The organism is Pseudomonas sp. P867, assembly GCF_019891455.1.
GTDB classification, from domain to species: domain Bacteria; phylum Pseudomonadota; class Gammaproteobacteria; order Pseudomonadales; family Pseudomonadaceae; genus Aquipseudomonas; species Aquipseudomonas synxantha_A.
The window spans coordinates 16,191-33,280 of record NZ_JAFLXB010000004.1 but is presented as its reverse complement, the minus strand read 5'-3'; the positions used below and the strand labels follow the sequence as shown (position 1 = coordinate 33,280).

Sequence of the window (17,090 nt, the reverse complement as noted above, 5' to 3'; positions counted from 1 at the left end):
CGCATGAGTGACATCCTCGCAGACAGCTTAGATGGCGTAGAACGCCGGTCGCTGGCTGACTTCACCGAAAATGCCTACCTCAACTACTCCATGTACGTGATCATGGACCGTGCCCTGCCGCATATCGGCGACGGCCTCAAGCCCGTGCAACGGCGCATTATCTACGCCATGAGTGAGCTGGGCCTGGACGCTGATTCCAAGCACAAGAAGTCGGCGCGTACCGTCGGTGACGTACTCGGTAAGTTCCACCCCCACGGCGATTCGGCGTGTTATGAAGCCATGGTGCTGATGGCCCAGCCATTCAGCTATCGCTATACGCTGGTGGACGGGCAGGGCAACTGGGGTGCGCCGGATGATCCCAAGTCCTTCGCCGCCATGCGTTACACCGAAGCGCGGCTGTCGCGTTATTCCGAAGTGCTGCTCAGCGAGCTGGGCCAGGGCACGGCGAACTGGGGGCCGAACTTTGACGGCACCCTCGACGAACCCCTGGTATTGCCAGCGCGTTTGCCGAATATCCTGCTCAATGGCACCACCGGTATCGCCGTTGGCATGGCCACCGACGTGCCGCCGCATAACCTGCGCGAAGTCGCCACTGCCTGCGTGCGCCTGCTGGACGAGCCCAAGGCCACGGTCGAGCAATTGTGTGAACATATCCAGGGCCCGGATTACCCGACCGAAGCGGAAATCATCACGCCGCGCGCCGACCTGCTGAAGATGTACGAAACCGGTAAGGGCTCGGTGCGTATGCGCGCCGTTTACCATATCGAAGACGGCGACATTATTGTCACCGCGCTGCCGCACCAGGTGTCCGGTGCCAAGGTGCTGGAGCAGATTGCCGCGTTGATGCAGGCCAAACCGTCGAAACTGCCACAGGTCGCCGACCTGCGTGACGAGTCCGACCACGAGAACCCGTGCCGTATCGTGATCATCCCGACCAACAGCCGGGTCGATCATGAAGTGCTGATGCAGCATCTGTTCGCCAGCACTGACCTGGAGTCGAGCTACCGGGTCAACGTCAATATCATCGGTCTGGACGGCAAGCCGCAGTTGAAGAACCTGCGCAACCTGCTGGTGGAGTGGCTGGAATTTCGCGTACAGACCGTGCGCCGCCGCCTGCAGTTTCGCCTCGACAAGGTCGAGCGCCGCCTGCATCTGTTGGACGGCTTGCTGATTGCCTACCTCAACCTGGATGAAGTGATCCATATCATTCGTACCGCCGAGCACCCGAAAGCCGAGTTGATCGCGCGTTTCGAGCTGAGCGAAATCCAGGCTGACTACATCCTCGATACGCGCTTGCGCCAATTGGCACGCCTGGAAGAAATGAAGCTGCGTGACGAGCAAGACGCGTTGCTCAAGGAACAAGCCAAGCTGCAAGCGCTGCTGGGCAGCGAAGCCAAGCTCAAGAAGCTGGTACGCAGTGAGCTGATCAAAGACGCCGAAACCTATGGCGACGACCGTCGTTCGCCGATCGTCGAGCGTGCTGAAGCCAAGGCTCTGACAGAAACCGAGTTGTTGCCTAACGAGAAAATTACCGTCGTTTTGTCGGAAAAGGGTTGGGTTCGTTCCGCCAAAGGGCATGATATTGACGCCACCGGCCTTTCGTACAAAGCCGGTGATGGCTTCAAGACCGCCGCCGCCGGGCGCTCCAATCAGTTCGCGGTGTTTATCGACTCGACCGGGCGCAGTTATTCGGTGCCGGCCCATACCCTGCCGTCCGCACGGGGGCAGGGCGAGCCGTTGACCGGACGCCTCACGCCGCCACCTGGGGCGAATTTCGAGTGCGTGCTGCTGCCGGACGATGATTCGCTGTACGTCATCGCCTCCGACGCCGGTTACGGTTTCGTGGTCAAGGGTGAAGACCTGCAAGCCAAGAACAAGGCGGGCAAGGCGCTGTTGAGCCTGCCGAACAACGCCAAGGTGATCCTGCCAAGGCCGGTGGATGATCGTGAAAGCAACTGGTTGGCTTCGGTGACCACCGAAGGGCGTTTGCTGGTGTTCAAGATCAGCGATTTGCCGCAACTGGGCAAAGGCAAGGGCAACAAGATTATCGGGATCCCCGGTGACCGGGTGGCCAGTCGCGAAGAGTACGTAACAGACATCGCCGTGGTCCCGGAAGGCTCTACCCTGGTGCTCCAGGCCGGCAAGCGCACGTTGTCATTGCGCCCAGACGACCTTGAACACTACAAGGGCGAGCGTGGTCGACGCGGTAACAAACTGCCTAGAGGTTTCCAGCGAGTGGATGCCTTGTTGGTAGAAACGCCGGTTTAAGGCGTACTAGAGCACTCGATCTACGATTTAACCTGTAGATCGATGCTTTCGCGCTGGAGTCATGGCGCATATTCACGGATGATATGGCCTTTCCAGCGCCGGCGTGGCCGAGCGTGTTCAGGTTATTTTTAGTATTACATTGTGGTTCGCCTTGTGGCAGCCACTTGGATGGGATGATGACTGCTCCACGCCTTCCTCTATTTTTGATGCTCGCTGGCCTTTTGGGGCTGGCGGGTTGCAGCACGCACCAACCGGTGTCGCTGTACCAGCTGGACAGCGGTAGCCCGGCTCAGCCAGCCCAAACGGCTGGCATGGCGGTATTGCTCGGTCCGGTAGTCGTTGCCGATTACCTGCAACGCGAAACCCTGCTGCAACGTCAGAACGACGGCAGCCTGCAAGGTTCCACTGATGGTCGTTGGGCGGGCAGCTTGTCGTCCGATATCAATCAACTGATGTTGCGTCAGGTTGCAGGGCAGTTGGATAGCCAGCGTGTGGTCCTGGCACCAGGGCCATCGGGATTCACTCCGGATGTGCAGGTGCTGCTGACGATTACGCGGCTCGACTCCGGCAAATCGCAACCGGCGATTCTGGATGCACAGTGGCGCCTGATCGACCGTCGCGGGCAAGTACGGGATAACCGCATCGTGCACCTGCAGGAAGAACATACCGGCACCACCGCTTCTCAGGTCCAGGCTCAGGGTGTGCTGTTGCAGCACTTGGCGCAGCAGTTGTCGGTGGCGCTCAAGCCATTGGCGAACCAGCCGCCGATTGCCGAGGTGCAGCCGCGTAAACAGGCCCCAGCCCAGGCCAAACCGGCAGCCCCGGAAAAGCCGAAGATGCCGATGGCTACGCCGATTCGTACCGATCTGGAAGTGTTCAGGTTCTGATCTGAATCGCAGCCAAACAAAAGGCCCGCTGAATAAGCGGGCCTTTTTGTTTGCGCAGGATTTGAGTCATGTTGAGGATCAACTGTGGGAGCGGGATCCCACTCCACAGTAGGTAGTTCAGGGCTTGCGGGTCTCATGCATCCGCGCCAGCTGGCGTTCGAGCATCGACGGGTACGGTTCCATCAACCGCTCTACGCAACTGGCCCCTTCAGGGCTGGCAATCGGACGGATACGTGCGCGTTGGCGGATCAGCGTGTCTTCACTGATCTTGCGTTCCACCAGCAGCAGGTTGCGGCTGTGTTGGGACAGGGCCAGGGCATCCTGGGCGATTTCGGTGAGCAGCAGGTCGATCTGGCTCATGCCGAACAGGTCATCACCCACGGTCAAGCCAAGCTGCAATTGCAGGGTAATGCCGCTGTCGGCCACTTCGATCTGCAGGGCATGGCCCAGAGCGCGCAGCAATTCGCCGCAGCAGATTGCATTGGTCAGGTAGTCTTCGCCGCTGTCTTCGCTGTGGAACAGCATCAGGGTGCTGCCATCGTTCAGCGTGTGCAGCTCGCTCTGGTACAGCGAGGCGGCCTGGTCGAGACAATCACGGTAGCGTTCGAGCAGTTCGGTCAGCCGGGCACGAGGCAGGCGGCGCAGCTGCTCCTGGGAGCCCAGTTGCACGGCGAGTACTGCACTGTGCTGCGGCTCGGTGTTTCTGACCACCGCAACGGGTTTTGTCGCAGCGGCCGGGGCCACGGCCGAGGTATCGCGCAGGTCGGCGAAGGGGTCTTCCTCGTCGAGTTCGTCTTCCTCGGCCTTGACCACATGGCGCGGTGCAGGCTTGAGGCCGGCCACCGGAGCGCTTTCGTCAAAGCCCGGGTCGCGCAGGTCGCGTACTTCAAACTCAGGCTCATCGCTGTAGTCGTCGGTATCGTCGTATTCGGGTTCCGGTTCGATTTCAGGCGCTTTCGGCTCCGGAGCGAAGCTGGTATGGAGCTGGCGCGCGAGGTCGCCGATTTCATCCTGGCGATCAGTGGCCGGGGTGTGTTCGTCGATATCCCGCAGCCAGATACGCAGTTGCATCAGCGGTGTGGAGATATGCCGCCCCAGACGCAGGCTCAAGGCCAGGGCCAGGGCCAGCAGGATCGCGCTCAAGATACCCATGCTTTGCAGGCTGATGGTCATCGGCTGCTGGAACTGCTGCATGTCGAGGCTGATACGCAGTTGGCCGGCTTTCACATCCTGAAAGGTGATATTGCTCTGGTAGAGGCCCTCGGCTTCACCCAGCAAGCCGTTCTTCGGGCGCTGCCCGGCTTCGGCCATGATCCGGTTGTCCACGCTATAAATGGCGGCGTGAGCTACCAGCGGGTTCTTGGTCAGGTTGTTGAGCAGCACGTTGAGGCTGAGGATGTCGTTGGACACCAGCAACTCAGTCGCCGAGGTGGCCGTCTGGGTCGTCAGGCTCGCACCCAGGGCGTCGGCTTGCTCATGCATGGCCTGCTTGAACTGCAAACCCATCACGCAGGCGTAGATTACCAGGGCCAAGGCGACCAGGATCACGTTATGGCTGGCGATGCGTAATGCGATCGGTACACGGCGGTGGCGCAGTGCCCGGAAGATCAGCAGGAAGAAGTTATCGGTTTTTACTGGCGTGGGCCGGTTCACTTGCGCTCGGCTCTTGGTCCGTGAAGTTGACGCGCAGTATAGCGACAGGCCCATGACCGGCAAAGCACTGGCTGTGCCCGATGGTCACTGAAAGTGGGTAGAATGCGGTTTTTTTCCAGCCTGGGGGTGCGCTTTGCGCGAAATTGTCCTGATCAACATCACGGGTGAAGACCGACCGGGTCTCACCGCGGCCATTACCGGCGTCCTGGCCCAGGGTGGTGTGAACATCCTCGACATCGGTCAGGCGGTGATCCACGACACCCTGTCGTTCGGCATTCTGGTGGAGATCCCCAGCACCGAACAGGCTTCGTCGGTACTCAAGGACATCCTGTTTACGGCCTATAAGCTGGATCAACAGGTGCGTTTCACCCCCGTGTCCGAAGCTGATTACCAGCACTGGGTGGAAGGCCAGGGCAAAAAACGCCATATCGTCACGTTGCTTACTCGCAAGGTAACGGCTGAACAATTGCAGCGTGTCAGCTCGATCACGGCCCACTACGGGTTGAATATCGACCATATCGACCGTCTGTCGGGTCGTATGCCCTTGGACACACCGGCCGACAAAGGCAAGGGCTGCATCGAGTTTTCTGTACGCGGTGAACCGGCTGACGCGCAAGCGCTGCGGGCCGAATTCCTGAGCGTGGCCCAGGAGTTGAATGTCGATATCGCCTTCCAGGAAGATTCGCTGTTCCGTCGCAACCGTCGTTTGGCGGTGTTCGACATGGACTCCACCCTGATCGAAGCCGAAGTCATCGACGAACTGGCCAAGGCAGCGGGAGTCGGCGAGCAAGTCAGCGAGATTACCGAGCGGGCGATGGCCGGTGAGCTGGATTTCCGTGCCAGCTTCAAGGAGCGCCTGGCGTTGCTCAAGGGCCTGGACGTGAGCGTGCTGGACTCCATCGGCGCATCCCTGCGCCTGACGGAAGGCGCCGAAACCCTGTTCGCCGAACTCAAGCGCCTGGGCTACAAGACCGCCATCCTGTCGGGCGGCTTCACCTACTTCGCCAAGCAGTTGCAGGCCAGGTTGGGCATTGACTACGTGTTCGCCAACGAGCTGGAAGTGGTGGACGGCAAAGTGACCGGCGTGGCCGTCGAGCCGATTGTCGATGCGCAGCGCAAGGCCGACCTGCTCAAGGAATTGGCGCACAAGGAAGGCTTGCGTCTGGAGCAGACCATTGCGGTCGGCGACGGCGCCAATGACTTGCCGATGCTGGCGATTGCAGGATTGGGTGTGGCGTTTCGCGCCAAGCCGTTGGTCAAGCAGTCGGCCAAACAGGCGATTTCAACGCTGGGGCTCGATGGCGTGTTGTATCTGCTGGGCTTGCGCGACCGCGACGGTCAGTTATAAGCCGATCTCACTGTAGAAATACAGTCAAAAATGTGGGAGCCGGGCTTGCCCGCGATAGCGGCAGTTCAGTCAATGATGTGTTGACTGACACTCCGCTATCGCGGGCAAGCCCGGCTCCCACATAGGATGTCACCAGCAATATCAGGCTTTCGGCAATGCGATACCCTGGCCCATCTGCACTGGCGTACCCGCTGCCAGTTCTTCAGCCCACTTCACCTGATCCGGCCCGAACAGCACGATGGCGGTCGAGCCCAGCTTGAAACGGCCCAGCTCCGCACCTTTTTCCAAATGAATCGGCGCACGTGCGGCTTCGTCGTAGCGGAAGGTTTTCAGCTCGCGCTTGGGCGGCGTTACCAACCCGGCCCACACCGTCTCAATCGACGCGACGATCATCGCACCCACCAACACCACGGCCATCGGGCCGCGCTCGGTGTCAAACAGGCATACAACCCGCTCGTTGCGCGCAAACAGCTCCGGTACGTTTTCGGCGGTGGTCTGGTTGACCGAGAAAATCCGACCTGGCACATAGACCATCTCACGCAAGGTGCCGGCCAGTGGCATGTGCACCCGGTGGTAGTCTTTGGGTGACAGGTAAATAGTCGCAAAATCGCCTCCCATGAACGGTGCAGCCAGCGCCGCGTCGCCACCGAGCAATTCCAGCACGCTGAAGCTGTGGCCCTTGGCCTGGAACACACGGCCATGTTCGATAGGGCCTAGCTGGCTGACGGCGCCATCGGCCGGGCTCAGCACGGCACCGGGAGTCTGGTCGAGCGGGCGGGCGCCGTCTTTCAAGGCGCGGGTGAAGAACGCGTTGAAATGCTCATAGGCGCTCAGGTCTTCAACCAGGGCCTGGGACATGTCCACTTGATAGCGCTTGGCGAACCAGGCGGTGAAGGCGTTCTTGAACCAGCGCACGCGGCACTCGGCAATGCAGCCGGCCAGGCGCGAGAGCAAGTGGTGTGGCAGCAAGTACTGGCTGAGGATAAACAACTGCTTTTTCATAACTGTCCTTAAACCTTAAATCTCAACGGGGGTGTCGGGGTGGTTGCCCCATTCGCCCCAGGAACCGGCATAGCCTTTGACTCGTGGATAACCGAGCGCCTTGGCCACCAGGTAGGTGAAGCCAGAGCGGTGGTGAGTCTGGCAGTGGGTAATGATTTCTTTATCGCGGGTCAGCCCGAGCTCTTCGAGGACCTGTGGCATGTCGCGACGGATGCGCAGGTTGCGCGCCTTGTCCATGCCGGCGGTCCATTCGAAATTCACCGCGCCGGGAATATGGCCCCCCTTGGCGGCGAGCACTTTTTCGCCGGAATATTCCAGCGGGCCGCGGGCATCCCAGACGCCCAGGTCGGCCGCGCCGAGACGGCTTTGCAGGTACTCACGGGTAGCCGTGGGGCCATCGTGCAACGTGAGGCTGACGGGGCCGCCTGCCGGCGCGGGCACTTCGATGGAGAGTGGGTACTTTTCCTCCAGCCATGCCAGCAGGCCGCCGTCGAGGTAGTGATATTTCTGGTGACCGATCACGTCGAGCATCCAGATAAAGCGTCCGGCCCAGCCGCCGCCTTCGTCGTCATAGACCACGTAGGTCGCGTCCGGGGTGTGGCCCAGTTCGCCGAACAGTTTTTCCAGGTCGGCCTTGCTCGGCAGCAAGCCGGGTGCCGGTGGCTGGCCCAGTTGGGTGCGCTTGGGGTCAACAAAATGCGCGCCGGGGATATGCCCTTCGGCGTAGCGGGCGGCACTGGTGAGGTCCACCAGAATCAAGTGCTCGGCATCCAGTTGAGCGAGCAGGTCACTGGATTCGATCACCAGCGGCAAGCCAGAGAAGTCAGGCATGTGAGGTCTCCTGGGCACAAATGTTGGTGATAAAGGCCGCTGATTGTAGCGCAAGCATCAGGCGCTGCGGTTGGTAAAGCTGTGCAGGGCTTTTTCGATGCATTGGGCGGTTCTGCCGAACGCCTGCACGGTGGTTTCCGAGAATGGTCCGCCGCCTTGGTCCGCCACTACCAGCATCACCACGCGGCCATTGCAGCTCAGCGAACGCAGCAGCAAGTGCTCGCCCGTAAACAGGCGACGCAGGATAGGCGGCAGCAGGGCGGAAAACTGCGCATGGTTGTCGGGGGTCAGACGCACCTGAGCGGACTTTTCCAGAAGGCGTTGCAGCAATGTGCTGTTGACCACATCCAGGCTCAGGTGCGCGGCGTCCCTGGGCAAACCGTCGGCCTGATGCACGCGCAGGGTGCTCAGGGCGCGATCGGCCATGAACAACAACACCCGCTGCATGCCACTGGCAACCAAGGCGTGCTTGGCGCAGGTGGTCAGGTGCATGGCGTTGGCAAAGCGGCTCGGCTCGACCAGCAACTCGGTGCAATGAGTGCGCCATACGGCCAGGGCTTCAGCCGTGGGCGGCGGCGCGGGCAACAAGCCGCGATGGACTTTTTGCACATGCCACGGCCAGATCAGCGACAGCGCCGGGTGCCAGAGGTCGGGCATCAAGGTGGTGCGGGCGCTCGTGACTGCCTGCTGGTGCGCCTGTTGTTGCACATCACTCAAGGGCACTTGCAGGTATAGCGCGGTGAGGTATTGCCAGCGTTCGGTGTGCGGGCAGGTCCAGGATTCCTGGGCGGACATCGCCAGGCCGTTGGCCAGCAACACGGTATTGGCTGGCTGGTTCAGCCAGCGGCGCAGGTTGGGGTCGGCGTCGAGCAATTGCTGGTGGCGCAAGGCGTCGTCTTCGCGGGCAATGTGCAGCGCCTTGACCAGCAGGCGTTGCTCGGCCAGCAGCAGCTTGTAGCCCTGCGAAACCCAGATCGGCAGGTGCCAGGCTTCGGTCAGGCCCAGGCACAGGTCCAGCAAGCGCACACCGAACAGTTCCTGCTCGACCTGGCGCGCCGACTGGCCCTTGTGAATCACCCGCAGCTCCCATTCCTCCAAAAGCTTGGGGTAGGCGACGGCCATCGGCCACAGTGGCGACAGAAACAGCAGGCTGCCCCAGTGGATGTCCTGCCATAGCCGCGCCAGGCGACTGCCGAACAAGCCGTTGGCTTGCTGGGACGCGTGCTGGCTGACCAGCAGCAGTTGGCGCAATGCGGCTGGGATTTCTCCAGCCGGCACCGAAGGTAGGCGTGCCAGCAACTCCTCGGCACGTTTGAGGCCGAGACGGTTAAGCGCTACTTCGAGGTTTTCGGCGGGCTCGGCCAGGCTCCCATGGGCTTGGCTGTTGGCCTCGCGCATCACGCTCAGCACCAGCGCCGGGCTGTTTTGCATCAGCTCGGCAATATCTCGCAATGAACTGCGACTGTCGCGGATGGCTTTGCACACGCGCTCATGGTTGGCCTGGGGAACGGGCAGCAGCACGTCGTCCAGGCGCTTGATCCAAGCGGCGAGGGTGGTGGGGCGGTTCGTTGGGACTGTCGTTTCGATTGCCATGATTGGGGCGCGATCATCACTTGTGTTCAACACACCCGGAACGGGCCGAATTGGCTTTTCGCCTTAACGGGCTATAGTCTGGCGCAGTTTTGCCGATAAGTAGAACAAGAGTTTTCTGCTGCACCCACTATGTCCATGAACCCGACGGCGCAAGTACCCATCTCCTATGGCTAAAATTATCGGCATCATTGTCGTCATCGCAAGTGTGCTCGGAGGGTACGTCCTCTCCCACGGTAAAATCGCCGCATTGATCCAACCTTTCGAAGTGCTGATCATCGGCGGCGCCGCGTTTGGCGCATTCTTGCAGGCCAACCCCGGCTACATGACCATGCACGTGATCAAGAAATCGCTGGGCATGTTCAGTTCGCGTTTTTCCCACACCTTCTATCTGGAAGTGCTGGGGCTGATCTACGAGATCCTCAACAAGAGCCGCCGCGAAGGCATGATGGCGATCGAAGGCGACATCGAAGACGCCGCCGCCAGCCCGATTTTCGCCAAGTACCCGGCCGTGCTCAAAGATGAGCGCATGACCGCGTATATCTGTGACTACCTGCGCATCATGTCCTCCGGCAACATGGCTCCCCACGAGCTGGAAGGCCTGTTCGACATGGAGTTGTTCAGCCTCAAGGAAGAGCTGGAGCATCCTTCCCATGCCGTGACCGGCATCGCCGATGGCATGCCCGGTTTCGGTATTGTCGCGGCGGTGCTGGGTATCGTGGTGACCATGGCGTCCTTGGGCGAGGGCGATCAAGCGGCCATCGGCATGCACGTGGGTGCGGCGCTGGTGGGTACCTTCTTCGGTATTCTCGCGGCCTATGGCTTCTTCGGCCCGCTCGCTACTTCCCTGGCCCACGATGCCAAGGAAGAGGTCAACCTCTACGAAGCGATCAAGGCGTGCCTGGTGGCTTCGGCATCGGGGATGCCGCCATCGCTGGCCGTGGAGTTCGGGCGCAAGGTGCTGTACCCCAAGCATCGCCCAAGTTTCTCCGAGCTGGAACAAGCGGTTCGCGGTCGCTAAGCCATGGAAAACAACCAGCCGATCATCATCAAGCGCGTCAAGCGCTTCGCTGCGGGGCACCATGGTGGTGCCTGGAAAATCGCGTTTGCCGACTTTGCCACGGCGATGATGGCGTTCTTCCTGGTGCTGTGGCTGATGTCCACCGCCACACCGGAACAGAAGATCGCCATCGCCGGTTACTTCAAAGACCCGATTGGCTTTTCGGAAAGCGGTACGCCATTTGTCATCGATCTGGGCGGTTCACCGCAACTGGCGCCAGAGCGCACCATCAACCCGGAAGTGCAAACTGAGTCGCCCCAGGAAAAAATCCCGATTGAGCGCGATACCGTCGAAACCATGGCCGAGCAGGTCGAGCAGGAACGCCTGGAGCTGTTGCTGCAGGAATTGCAGAACAAGGTCGAAGAAAACCCGCAACTGCTGAAGTTCAAGGACCAGATTTCGTTCGAGATCACGCCCGAAGGGCTGCGCATCCAGATCACGGACGCCGCCAACCGGCCGATGTTCGATTCCGGCAGTGCGCGCTTGAAGCCGTACTTTGAAGACATCCTGCTGGCCATGGCCGACACCATCAAGGCGGTACCGAACAAGATCAGCATCAGCGGCCATACCGACGCCAAGCCCTACGCGGGCCAGGGCGACTTCGGCAACTGGGAACTCTCGGCCAACCGCGCCAACGCCGCCCGCCGTGCGCTGGTGGCCGGCAGCTATCCGGACCCACAAGTGGCACGGGTGGTGGGCTTTGCCTCATCGCAGTTATTTGATCCCAAAGACCCGTTCAACCCGGTCAACCGCCGTATCGATATCGTGGTGCTGACCAAAAAAGCCCAGCGTGCGATTGAAGGCGACCAGCCACCGCCACCGGTACCGACTCAGGGCGATGGTGCCCCTGGCGAAGTGCCGGCCGACCCCAACGCACTGCCGCCTGAGCAGGAACCACTGCCGGCCCATGAGTTGCGGCAGAAGCTGAACCTGTTTGATGACGGTGGGATGAAGGATCCTACGGTGCCTGCGCCGGCCTCGTAACTTATCTCTCTACAGCAGAAACCAAAACGCCCCGAATCATTCGGGGCGTTTTCATTGGCGGTCAGAGTGGCAGGTAGGCTTTGACACCATTAACTACGCCTCGCATGTCGTCGGCGCACAGGCGTGGGACAACCTTGCGGATTTTCAGCATTTCCGGTGCAACAAAACCTCGTGTGAAGTCACACAGCAACACGTCGCCTTGTTTGGGGTGATAGTAGAGAGCCAATGTTAATTCCCCACAAAAAGCAGAGCCGCCCGAAGGCGGCTTCATTCGACACGCAGCGGAGCTTGCTTCGCCCCTTCTGCGCCGCTGGATCAACCCCGAAAAGGATCCAGACTCCTGTCAGCTTTCGCTGGTGACGGAGCAATTATGGGCATCAGGAAATCTGAATACAAGCTGGCTTGTGTGTATGAGCCACCCAGTTGATCCGGATTCTTGATTCCCGCTCCTGTTAAATCAATGGGCTAGGGCGTTCAGCGCCGTGGTTTATGTGTATCAAGAAATTGACCGTCAATAACTGCTCTCAGGCAAGCTCGCAATAATCGACCGATAGCTGTTCATCCGCTGCTGTTGCACGCGGCCATCTTCCAGGGCCTTGAGCAATGCACAGCCCGGCTCGCGGTCGTGTTTGCAGTCGCGGAAGCGGCAGGTGCCGATCAGGTCGTTGAACTCGATAAAGCCCGCCTCCACATCGCTGCGGCTGACGTGGCCCAAGCCGAATTCACGGATGCCCGGGGAGTCGATCAGCTCGCCGCCGCCGGGGAAGTGGAACAACCGCGCGGTAGTGGTGGTGTGAGTGCCCTGGCCGGACAGTTCCGACAGTGGCCCCACGCGGGTATCGACTTCCGGCAACAGGCTGTTGACCAGCGATGACTTGCCCACGCCAGACTGGCCGACAAACACGCTGATGCGCCCGTCCAGCTGCTGTTGCAGCTGTTCCATGCCGTTGCCGTGATGGGCCGACACTTCCAGCACCGGGTAGCCCAGGGTGCGATAGACCGCCAGCAACGCATTGAGCGCCGGGGCGTTTTGCTCGTCGATCAGGTCGAATTTGTTCAACAGCAACAGCGGGCGGATGCCGGCGTGTTCGGCCGCGACCAGGTAGCGGTCGATCAGGTTGGCATGGGGCTCGGGCAACGGTGCGAACACGATCACAATCATGTCGACGTTGGCTGCCACCGGCTTGAGCTGGCCACGGCTGTCGGGGCGACGCAGTTCGGTGCTACGCGGCAACTGGGCGACGATCACGCCGATGCCCTGGTTGCCGGCGCGCCACACGACTTTGTCGCCGGTCACCAGCGCAGGCAGGTTGGCGCGCAGGTGGCAACGGGACACCGAGCCTGCGAGTTCGCCTTCCAGCGCCTCGACTTCGACTTGCACACCAAAGTGCGCGATCACCAGGCCCGTTTGTTCGGGGCCCAGGTCGCCGCCCTCGAGCGCTTCCACGGCGGAGGATTCACGTTTGGCGGCACGCGCTGCGCGTTCACCTTGAATCTTTTCGATGCGCCAGTTTTGGCGACGGTTGAGCTGGCGTTTGGCCATTGGTGTTCCGTGTCGATAATGCAAAAGTTGGGTAAAACGGTCGCGAGTCTAGCACGGCCCCGCCTGCTAAACTGCGCAGCTACGCCAAGGTGCCAAGAGAATCAAGCCATGCAAAACCCACAGAACCTGATTTGGATCGATCTGGAAATGACCGGTCTGAACCCCGACAGCGACGTCATCATCGAGATGGCGACGATTGTTACCGACAGCAACCTCAACACCTTGGCCGAAGGTCCGGTGATCGCCATCCACCACAGCGACGCCGTGCTCGCCACCATGGATGAGTGGAACACCCGCACCCACGGTAACTCCGGGCTGACCCAGCGTGTGCGCGACAGCCGCATCAGCATGGCCGAAGCCGAAGCCGAAACCATCGCATTCCTGGAAAAATGGGTGCCCAAGGGCAAGTCGCCGATCTGCGGCAACAGCATCTGCCAGGACCGTCGCTTCCTTTATACGCATATGAAGGCGCTGGAGAGCTACTTCCACTATCGCAACCTGGACGTATCGACGCTTAAAGAGCTGGCTGCGCGTTGGGCGCCGGAAGTCAAAGACAGCTTCCATAAAGGCAGCACGCACCTGGCGCTGGATGATATTCGTGAGTCGATCGCCGAGTTGCAGCATTACCGCAAGCATTTCATCAAGGCTTGAAAACGGGCGACTGCTGAACATGTGGGAGGGGGCTTGCTCCCGATGGCGTTGTGTCAGCCCCAGATGCATTGACTGACACTCCCTCATCGGGAGCAAGCCCCCTCCAACACTTGAATGGGTTTGCAAATCCAAGTGTTGGAGAGCGTTTGCCCCCTTTTGGTGCCATCAGCAAATGATTAGACTGCCGGCCTCCCTGCAAGGATCGCCATCATGCTGTTGATGCTCTACCTCATCGCCATCACCGCCGAAGCCATGACCGGCGCCTTGTCCGCCGGTCGGCGCGGCATGGACTGGTTTGGCGTGGTGCTCATCGCCTGCGTGACGGCCCTGGGCGGTGGTTCGGTGCGCGATGTGCTGCTCGGCCACTACCCGCTGACCTGGGTCAAGCACCCGGAGTACCTGGTGCTGACCTCCGTCGCGGCGCTGGTGACGATCTTTATCGCGCCGCTGATGCGCCGCCTGCGCTCACTGTTTTTGGCGCTGGACGCCTTGGGGTTGGTGGCATTCACCCTGATCGGCTGCATGACCGCCCTGGAAATGGGTCACGGCATGTTGGTGGCGTCCGTCAGCGGGGTCATCACCGGCGTATTCGGGGGCATCCTGCGGGATATCTTCTGTAACGACATTCCGCTGATCTTCCGCCGCGAGTTGTACGCCAGCGTGTCGTTCCTGGCCGCCTGGTTCTACTTGCTGTGCCTGTATCTGGAACTGCCGAGCGAACAGGCGATTCTGTTGACGCTGTTCAGCGGCTTTCTATTGCGCCTGCTGGCGATCCGTTTTCACTGGGAAATGCCCAAGTTCGTCTACAACGACGACGTACACTAGCGGGCCGCGTGCTGGTTCAGCGCCCATTCCACATGCTCGCGAACCAGCTCTGAGGGGTAGTCCCGCCGCGCCTTCAAGGCTTCCAATACCGGAATGCTTGACGGCGCATTGCCCAGGCCCACCGCCAGATTGCGTAACCAGCGCTCGTAACCGGCGCGGCGCAGGGGGGAGCCCTCGGTGCTGCTGAGGAATTTATCCTCGTCCCACATAAATAGTTCGGCTAACTCGGCGTTATCCAGGTTGTGCCTGGGCTTGAAATCGCTTTCGGCAGTGGGTCGAGCGAAACGATTCCATGGACAAACGATCTGACAGTCATCGCAGCCAAAGACGCGGTTGCCGATCAGTGGGCGCAGGTCCTCGGGAATGGCGCTCTTTAGCTCGATGGTCAGGTAGGAAATGCAGCGCCGGGCATCCAGCACGTAAGGGCCGACGAAGGCGTTGGTGGGGCAGATGTCCAGGCACGCCGTGCAACGGCCGCAGTGCTCGGTAGTGTGGGGTGGGTCCACCGGCAACGGTAAATCGACAAACAGTTCGCTCAAGAAGAAATAACTGCCGGCCTTGCGGTTGAGCACAAGGGTGTTTTTACCGATCCAGCCCAGTCCGGCTTGTTCGGCGATGGCTTTTTCCAGGACCGGCGCGCTGTCGACAAAGGCGCGAAAGCCGAACGGCCCGATCTGCGCCTGGATGCGGTCGGCCAGCTGTTGCACGCGCTTGCGGATCAGCTTGTGGTAGTCGCGGCCCAGGGCGTAGCGCGAGATATAGGCTTTTTCCGGCTGGCCCAGCAGTTGCGCCATCTGGGTGTCGCCGGGCAGGTAGTCCATGCGCAGTGACACCACGCGCAAGGTGCCGGGTACCAGTTCCTCGGGATGGGAGCGTTTGCTGCCGTGGGCGCCCATGTAGTCCATCTCGCCGTGGTAGCCCGCGTCGAGCCAGCGTTGCAGGTGCTGTTCATGCTCAGCCAGGTCCAGGCCACTGATGCCGACTTGTTGAAAGCCCAGCTCGCGGCCCCAGTCTTTGATCGATTGGGCGAGGGCGGGCAGATCGGAGGTAATAGCAGGCATGAGACACGGGAAACCACAGGTTAGATGCGTATAATTCTGCCAGACATCGGAGCTTGAAGACGCATGCCTCAGACAAAACACCCAATTACCGACGTTCAGCTGTTGTTGCCCGGCCATTTGCCGCAACTGGCTGCGCGTTCTCCGGACGCCCATAAGGGCCAGTTCGGCCACCTGCTGGTCATCGGTGGTGACCGTGGCTTTGGCGGTGCGGCGCTGCTGAGCACCGAAAGTGCCCTGCGCGGTGGCGCCGGCATGGTCTCGCTGGCAACTCGACCGGAACATGTGCCAGCCGCTCTGGCCCGGCTGCCGGAAGTCATGGCTGTCGGCGTGAGCTCGGCCAACCAGTTGATGGGCCTGCTGGAAAAAATCTCGGTGATCGTCATTGGCCCAGGCCTGGGCGATGCCGCTTGGGGCAAAAGCCTGTTGTCGGTCGCGGCCAATGCCCGCCAGCCGCAGGTGTGGGACGCCGACGCGCTCAATCAACTGGCCACTGGCAGCGTCGAGCTGCCGGCCAACTGTGTGATTACTCCTCATCCGGGCGAAGCTGCGCGTTTGTTGGGGCTATCGACAGCCGAGGTTCAGGCCGATCGCCTTAATGTGGCGCGCGCGTTGAGCCAAAAATTCAATGCAGTGGCTATCCTCAAGGGTGCTGGCAGTTTGATTGCCAGCCCGGATGGACGGCTTGCCCGTTGTGATCAAGGCCACCCGGCGATGGCGACGGCGGGGCTTGGGGATGTCTTGGCTGGTCTGGTCGGCGCGCTATTGGCTCAGGGTATGCCCGCGTACGAGGCAAGCTGCCTGGCCGTGTGGTTGCACGCTACCGCTGGCGACCGCCAGGGCAGTTTTGGTCGGGGGCTGGCTGCCAGCGACCTGATCCCTGCCATTCGTCAATTGCTGGAGGAGCAGTCGCCGTGCCTGAAGTAATTCTTTTCCTGGCAGATGAAGAGGCCATGGTCGCGTTGGGGCAGCGTCTTTCGCAGGTCACGCAAGGGGCAGGGTTGATCTTTCTCGAAGGCGATCTCGGCGCAGGCAAAACCACATTGTCCCGTGGGATTATTCGCGGCCTGGGCCATACCGGCGCGGTAAAAAGCCCGACCTTTACGTTGGTCGAGCCCTACGAGATCGGCGACGTGCGTGCTTTCCACTTCGATCTTTATCGCCTGGTAGATCCAGAGGAACTGGAGTACATGGGCATCCGTGATTACTTCGATGAAGATGCGCTGTGCCTGATCGAATGGCCAGAGAAAGGCACAGGCTTTTTGCCAAAGCCAGACATGACCATTACCATTACGCCGCATGAGCACGGACGTCAGCTGAAGTTGTTGCCCCAGAGCGTGCGCGCTGAAGCGTGGTGCACCGCTCTGGCATTGGAATTCAAATAAAATTG

At 60.7% G+C, this 17,090-nt stretch carries 16 protein-coding genes; 9 read left to right on the top strand and 7 right to left on the bottom strand.

What is annotated here, in order from left to right; all coding sequences use genetic code 11:
- Window positions 1-3: 3 nt before the first annotated feature.
- Together parC and J1G33_RS08870 are read left to right on the top strand one after the other, a co-directional pair.
- The gene (gene parC / locus J1G33_RS08875; RefSeq protein ID WP_032878231.1) at window positions 4-2,268 is read left to right on the top strand and encodes a DNA topoisomerase IV subunit A; all 2,265 of its coding nucleotides are present in this window, start codon (window positions 4-6) and stop codon (window positions 2,266-2,268) included.
- A gap of 173 nt (window positions 2,269-2,441) precedes the next feature.
- Window positions 2,442-3,155 carry an ABC-type transport auxiliary lipoprotein family protein gene (locus J1G33_RS08870; RefSeq protein WP_005784196.1) on the top strand — a complete coding sequence of 238 codons (714 nt, stop codon included), beginning with the start codon at window positions 2,442-2,444 and terminating at the stop codon, window positions 3,153-3,155.
- A gap of 117 nt (window positions 3,156-3,272) precedes the next feature.
- Here J1G33_RS08870 and J1G33_RS08865 read toward each other — a convergent pair whose 3' ends face one another.
- Window positions 3,273-4,808: a HAMP domain-containing protein gene (locus tag J1G33_RS08865; RefSeq protein WP_005784198.1), complete on the bottom strand. Its 1,536-nt coding sequence runs from the start codon at window positions 4,806-4,808 to the stop codon at window positions 3,273-3,275.
- A gap of 133 nt (window positions 4,809-4,941) precedes the next feature.
- On the opposite strand from J1G33_RS08865, the gene serB reads away from it, so the two are divergent.
- Complete coding sequence (serB, locus tag J1G33_RS08860) at window positions 4,942-6,156, top strand: phosphoserine phosphatase SerB (RefSeq protein ID WP_032878225.1); 1,215 nt, start codon at window positions 4,942-4,944, stop codon at window positions 6,154-6,156.
- Between the two features lie 141 nt (window positions 6,157-6,297).
- On the opposite strand, the gene asd is transcribed toward serB, so the two are convergent.
- From asd to J1G33_RS08845, 3 genes are read right to left on the bottom strand one after another with little or no spacing between them, the layout of a single operon-like run.
- Window positions 6,298-7,158: an archaetidylserine decarboxylase gene (gene asd / locus J1G33_RS08855; protein WP_032878223.1), complete on the bottom strand. Its 861-nt coding sequence runs from the start codon at window positions 7,156-7,158 to the stop codon at window positions 6,298-6,300.
- Window positions 7,159-7,173: 15 nt separating this feature from the next.
- Window positions 7,174-7,989 (bottom strand): thiosulfate sulfurtransferase, encoded by an 816-nt coding sequence (gene rhdA / locus J1G33_RS08850; RefSeq protein ID WP_032878220.1) that lies wholly within the window; start codon window positions 7,987-7,989, stop codon window positions 7,174-7,176.
- Between the two features lie 57 nt (window positions 7,990-8,046).
- On the bottom strand, window positions 8,047-9,582 hold the full coding sequence (locus tag J1G33_RS08845; RefSeq protein WP_223017949.1) for an HDOD domain-containing protein: 1,536 nt from the start codon (window positions 9,580-9,582) through the stop codon (window positions 8,047-8,049).
- Between the two features lie 166 nt (window positions 9,583-9,748).
- Here J1G33_RS08845 and motA point away from each other — a divergent pair, with 166 nt between their 5' ends.
- Both motA and motB read left to right on the top strand, forming a co-directional pair.
- Entirely contained in the window at window positions 9,749-10,600 is an 852-nt protein-coding gene (gene motA / locus J1G33_RS08840; protein ID WP_005784209.1) for a flagellar motor stator protein MotA, read from the top strand.
- 3 nt (window positions 10,601-10,603) lie between these two features.
- Complete coding sequence (gene motB, locus J1G33_RS08835) at window positions 10,604-11,623, top strand: flagellar motor protein MotB (RefSeq protein WP_046070637.1); 1,020 nt, start codon at window positions 10,604-10,606, stop codon at window positions 11,621-11,623.
- Window positions 11,624-11,684: 61 nt separating this feature from the next.
- Here the strand turns inward: motB and J1G33_RS08830 are convergent, their stop codons facing one another.
- Both J1G33_RS08830 and rsgA read right to left on the bottom strand, forming a co-directional pair.
- Window positions 11,685-11,894 carry a hypothetical protein gene (locus J1G33_RS08830; RefSeq protein WP_223018077.1) on the bottom strand — a complete coding sequence of 70 codons (210 nt, stop codon included), beginning with the start codon at window positions 11,892-11,894 and terminating at the stop codon, window positions 11,685-11,687.
- Between the two features lie 240 nt (window positions 11,895-12,134).
- Window positions 12,135-13,166, bottom strand: coding sequence for a small ribosomal subunit biogenesis GTPase RsgA (gene rsgA, locus J1G33_RS08825; protein ID WP_005784215.1), 1,032 nt, complete (start codon window positions 13,164-13,166; stop codon window positions 12,135-12,137).
- Window positions 13,167-13,274: 108 nt separating this feature from the next.
- Here rsgA and orn point away from each other — a divergent pair, with 108 nt between their 5' ends.
- On the top strand, window positions 13,275-13,817 hold the full coding sequence (gene orn, locus J1G33_RS08820; RefSeq protein WP_005784217.1) for an oligoribonuclease: 543 nt from the start codon (window positions 13,275-13,277) through the stop codon (window positions 13,815-13,817).
- A 207-nt stretch (window positions 13,818-14,024) separates the two neighbouring features.
- Window positions 14,025-14,642 carry a trimeric intracellular cation channel family protein gene (locus J1G33_RS08815; protein ID WP_172833454.1) on the top strand — a complete coding sequence of 206 codons (618 nt, stop codon included), beginning with the start codon at window positions 14,025-14,027 and terminating at the stop codon, window positions 14,640-14,642.
- Here the strand turns inward: J1G33_RS08815 and queG are convergent.
- Window positions 14,639-15,703: a tRNA epoxyqueuosine(34) reductase QueG gene (gene queG / locus J1G33_RS08810; RefSeq protein ID WP_032878214.1), complete on the bottom strand. Its 1,065-nt coding sequence runs from the start codon at window positions 15,701-15,703 to the stop codon at window positions 14,639-14,641. The two genes, J1G33_RS08815 and queG, sit on opposite strands and share 4 nt — an antisense overlap.
- A 63-nt stretch (window positions 15,704-15,766) precedes the next feature.
- Between queG and J1G33_RS08805 the strand changes: the two genes are divergently transcribed.
- Window positions 15,767-16,627 (top strand): NAD(P)H-hydrate dehydratase, encoded by an 861-nt coding sequence (locus tag J1G33_RS08805; protein ID WP_032878212.1) that lies wholly within the window; start codon window positions 15,767-15,769, stop codon window positions 16,625-16,627.
- Window positions 16,615-17,085, top strand: a complete 471-nt coding sequence (tsaE, locus tag J1G33_RS08800) for a tRNA (adenosine(37)-N6)-threonylcarbamoyltransferase complex ATPase subunit type 1 TsaE (RefSeq protein ID WP_223017948.1) — start codon at window positions 16,615-16,617, stop codon at window positions 17,083-17,085. The genes J1G33_RS08805 and tsaE overlap by 13 nt, the downstream gene beginning before the upstream one ends.
- The last annotated feature ends 5 nt before the right edge of the window (window positions 17,086-17,090 follow it).

Bases quoted from the DNA above. Each gene is read 5' to 3' on its own strand.
- orn (WP_005784217.1), top strand. From the start codon at position 13,275: ATGCAAAACCCACAGAACCTGATTTGGATCGATCTGGAAATGACCGGT.
- motA (WP_005784209.1), top strand. From the start codon at position 9,749: ATGGCTAAAATTATCGGCATCATTGTCGTCATCGCAAGTGTGCTCGGA.
- J1G33_RS08830 (WP_223018077.1), bottom strand. From the start codon at position 11,894: ATGAAGCCGCCTTCGGGCGGCTCTGCTTTTTGTGGGGAATTAACATTG.
- J1G33_RS08845 (WP_223017949.1), bottom strand. From the start codon at position 9,582: ATGGCAATCGAAACGACAGTCCCAACGAACCGCCCCACCACCCTCGCC.
- rhdA (WP_032878220.1), bottom strand. From the start codon at position 7,989: ATGCCTGACTTCTCTGGCTTGCCGCTGGTGATCGAATCCAGTGACCTG.
- asd (WP_032878223.1), bottom strand. From the start codon at position 7,158: ATGAAAAAGCAGTTGTTTATCCTCAGCCAGTACTTGCTGCCACACCAC.
- queG (WP_032878214.1), bottom strand. From the start codon at position 15,703: ATGCCTGCTATTACCTCCGATCTGCCCGCCCTCGCCCAATCGATCAAA.
- J1G33_RS08805 (WP_032878212.1), top strand. From the start codon at position 15,767: ATGCCTCAGACAAAACACCCAATTACCGACGTTCAGCTGTTGTTGCCC.
- J1G33_RS08870 (WP_005784196.1), top strand. From the start codon at position 2,442: ATGATGACTGCTCCACGCCTTCCTCTATTTTTGATGCTCGCTGGCCTT.
- motB (WP_046070637.1), top strand. From the start codon at position 10,604: ATGGAAAACAACCAGCCGATCATCATCAAGCGCGTCAAGCGCTTCGCT.
- rsgA (WP_005784215.1), bottom strand. From the start codon at position 13,166: ATGGCCAAACGCCAGCTCAACCGTCGCCAAAACTGGCGCATCGAAAAG.
- parC (WP_032878231.1), top strand. From the start codon at position 4: ATGAGTGACATCCTCGCAGACAGCTTAGATGGCGTAGAACGCCGGTCG.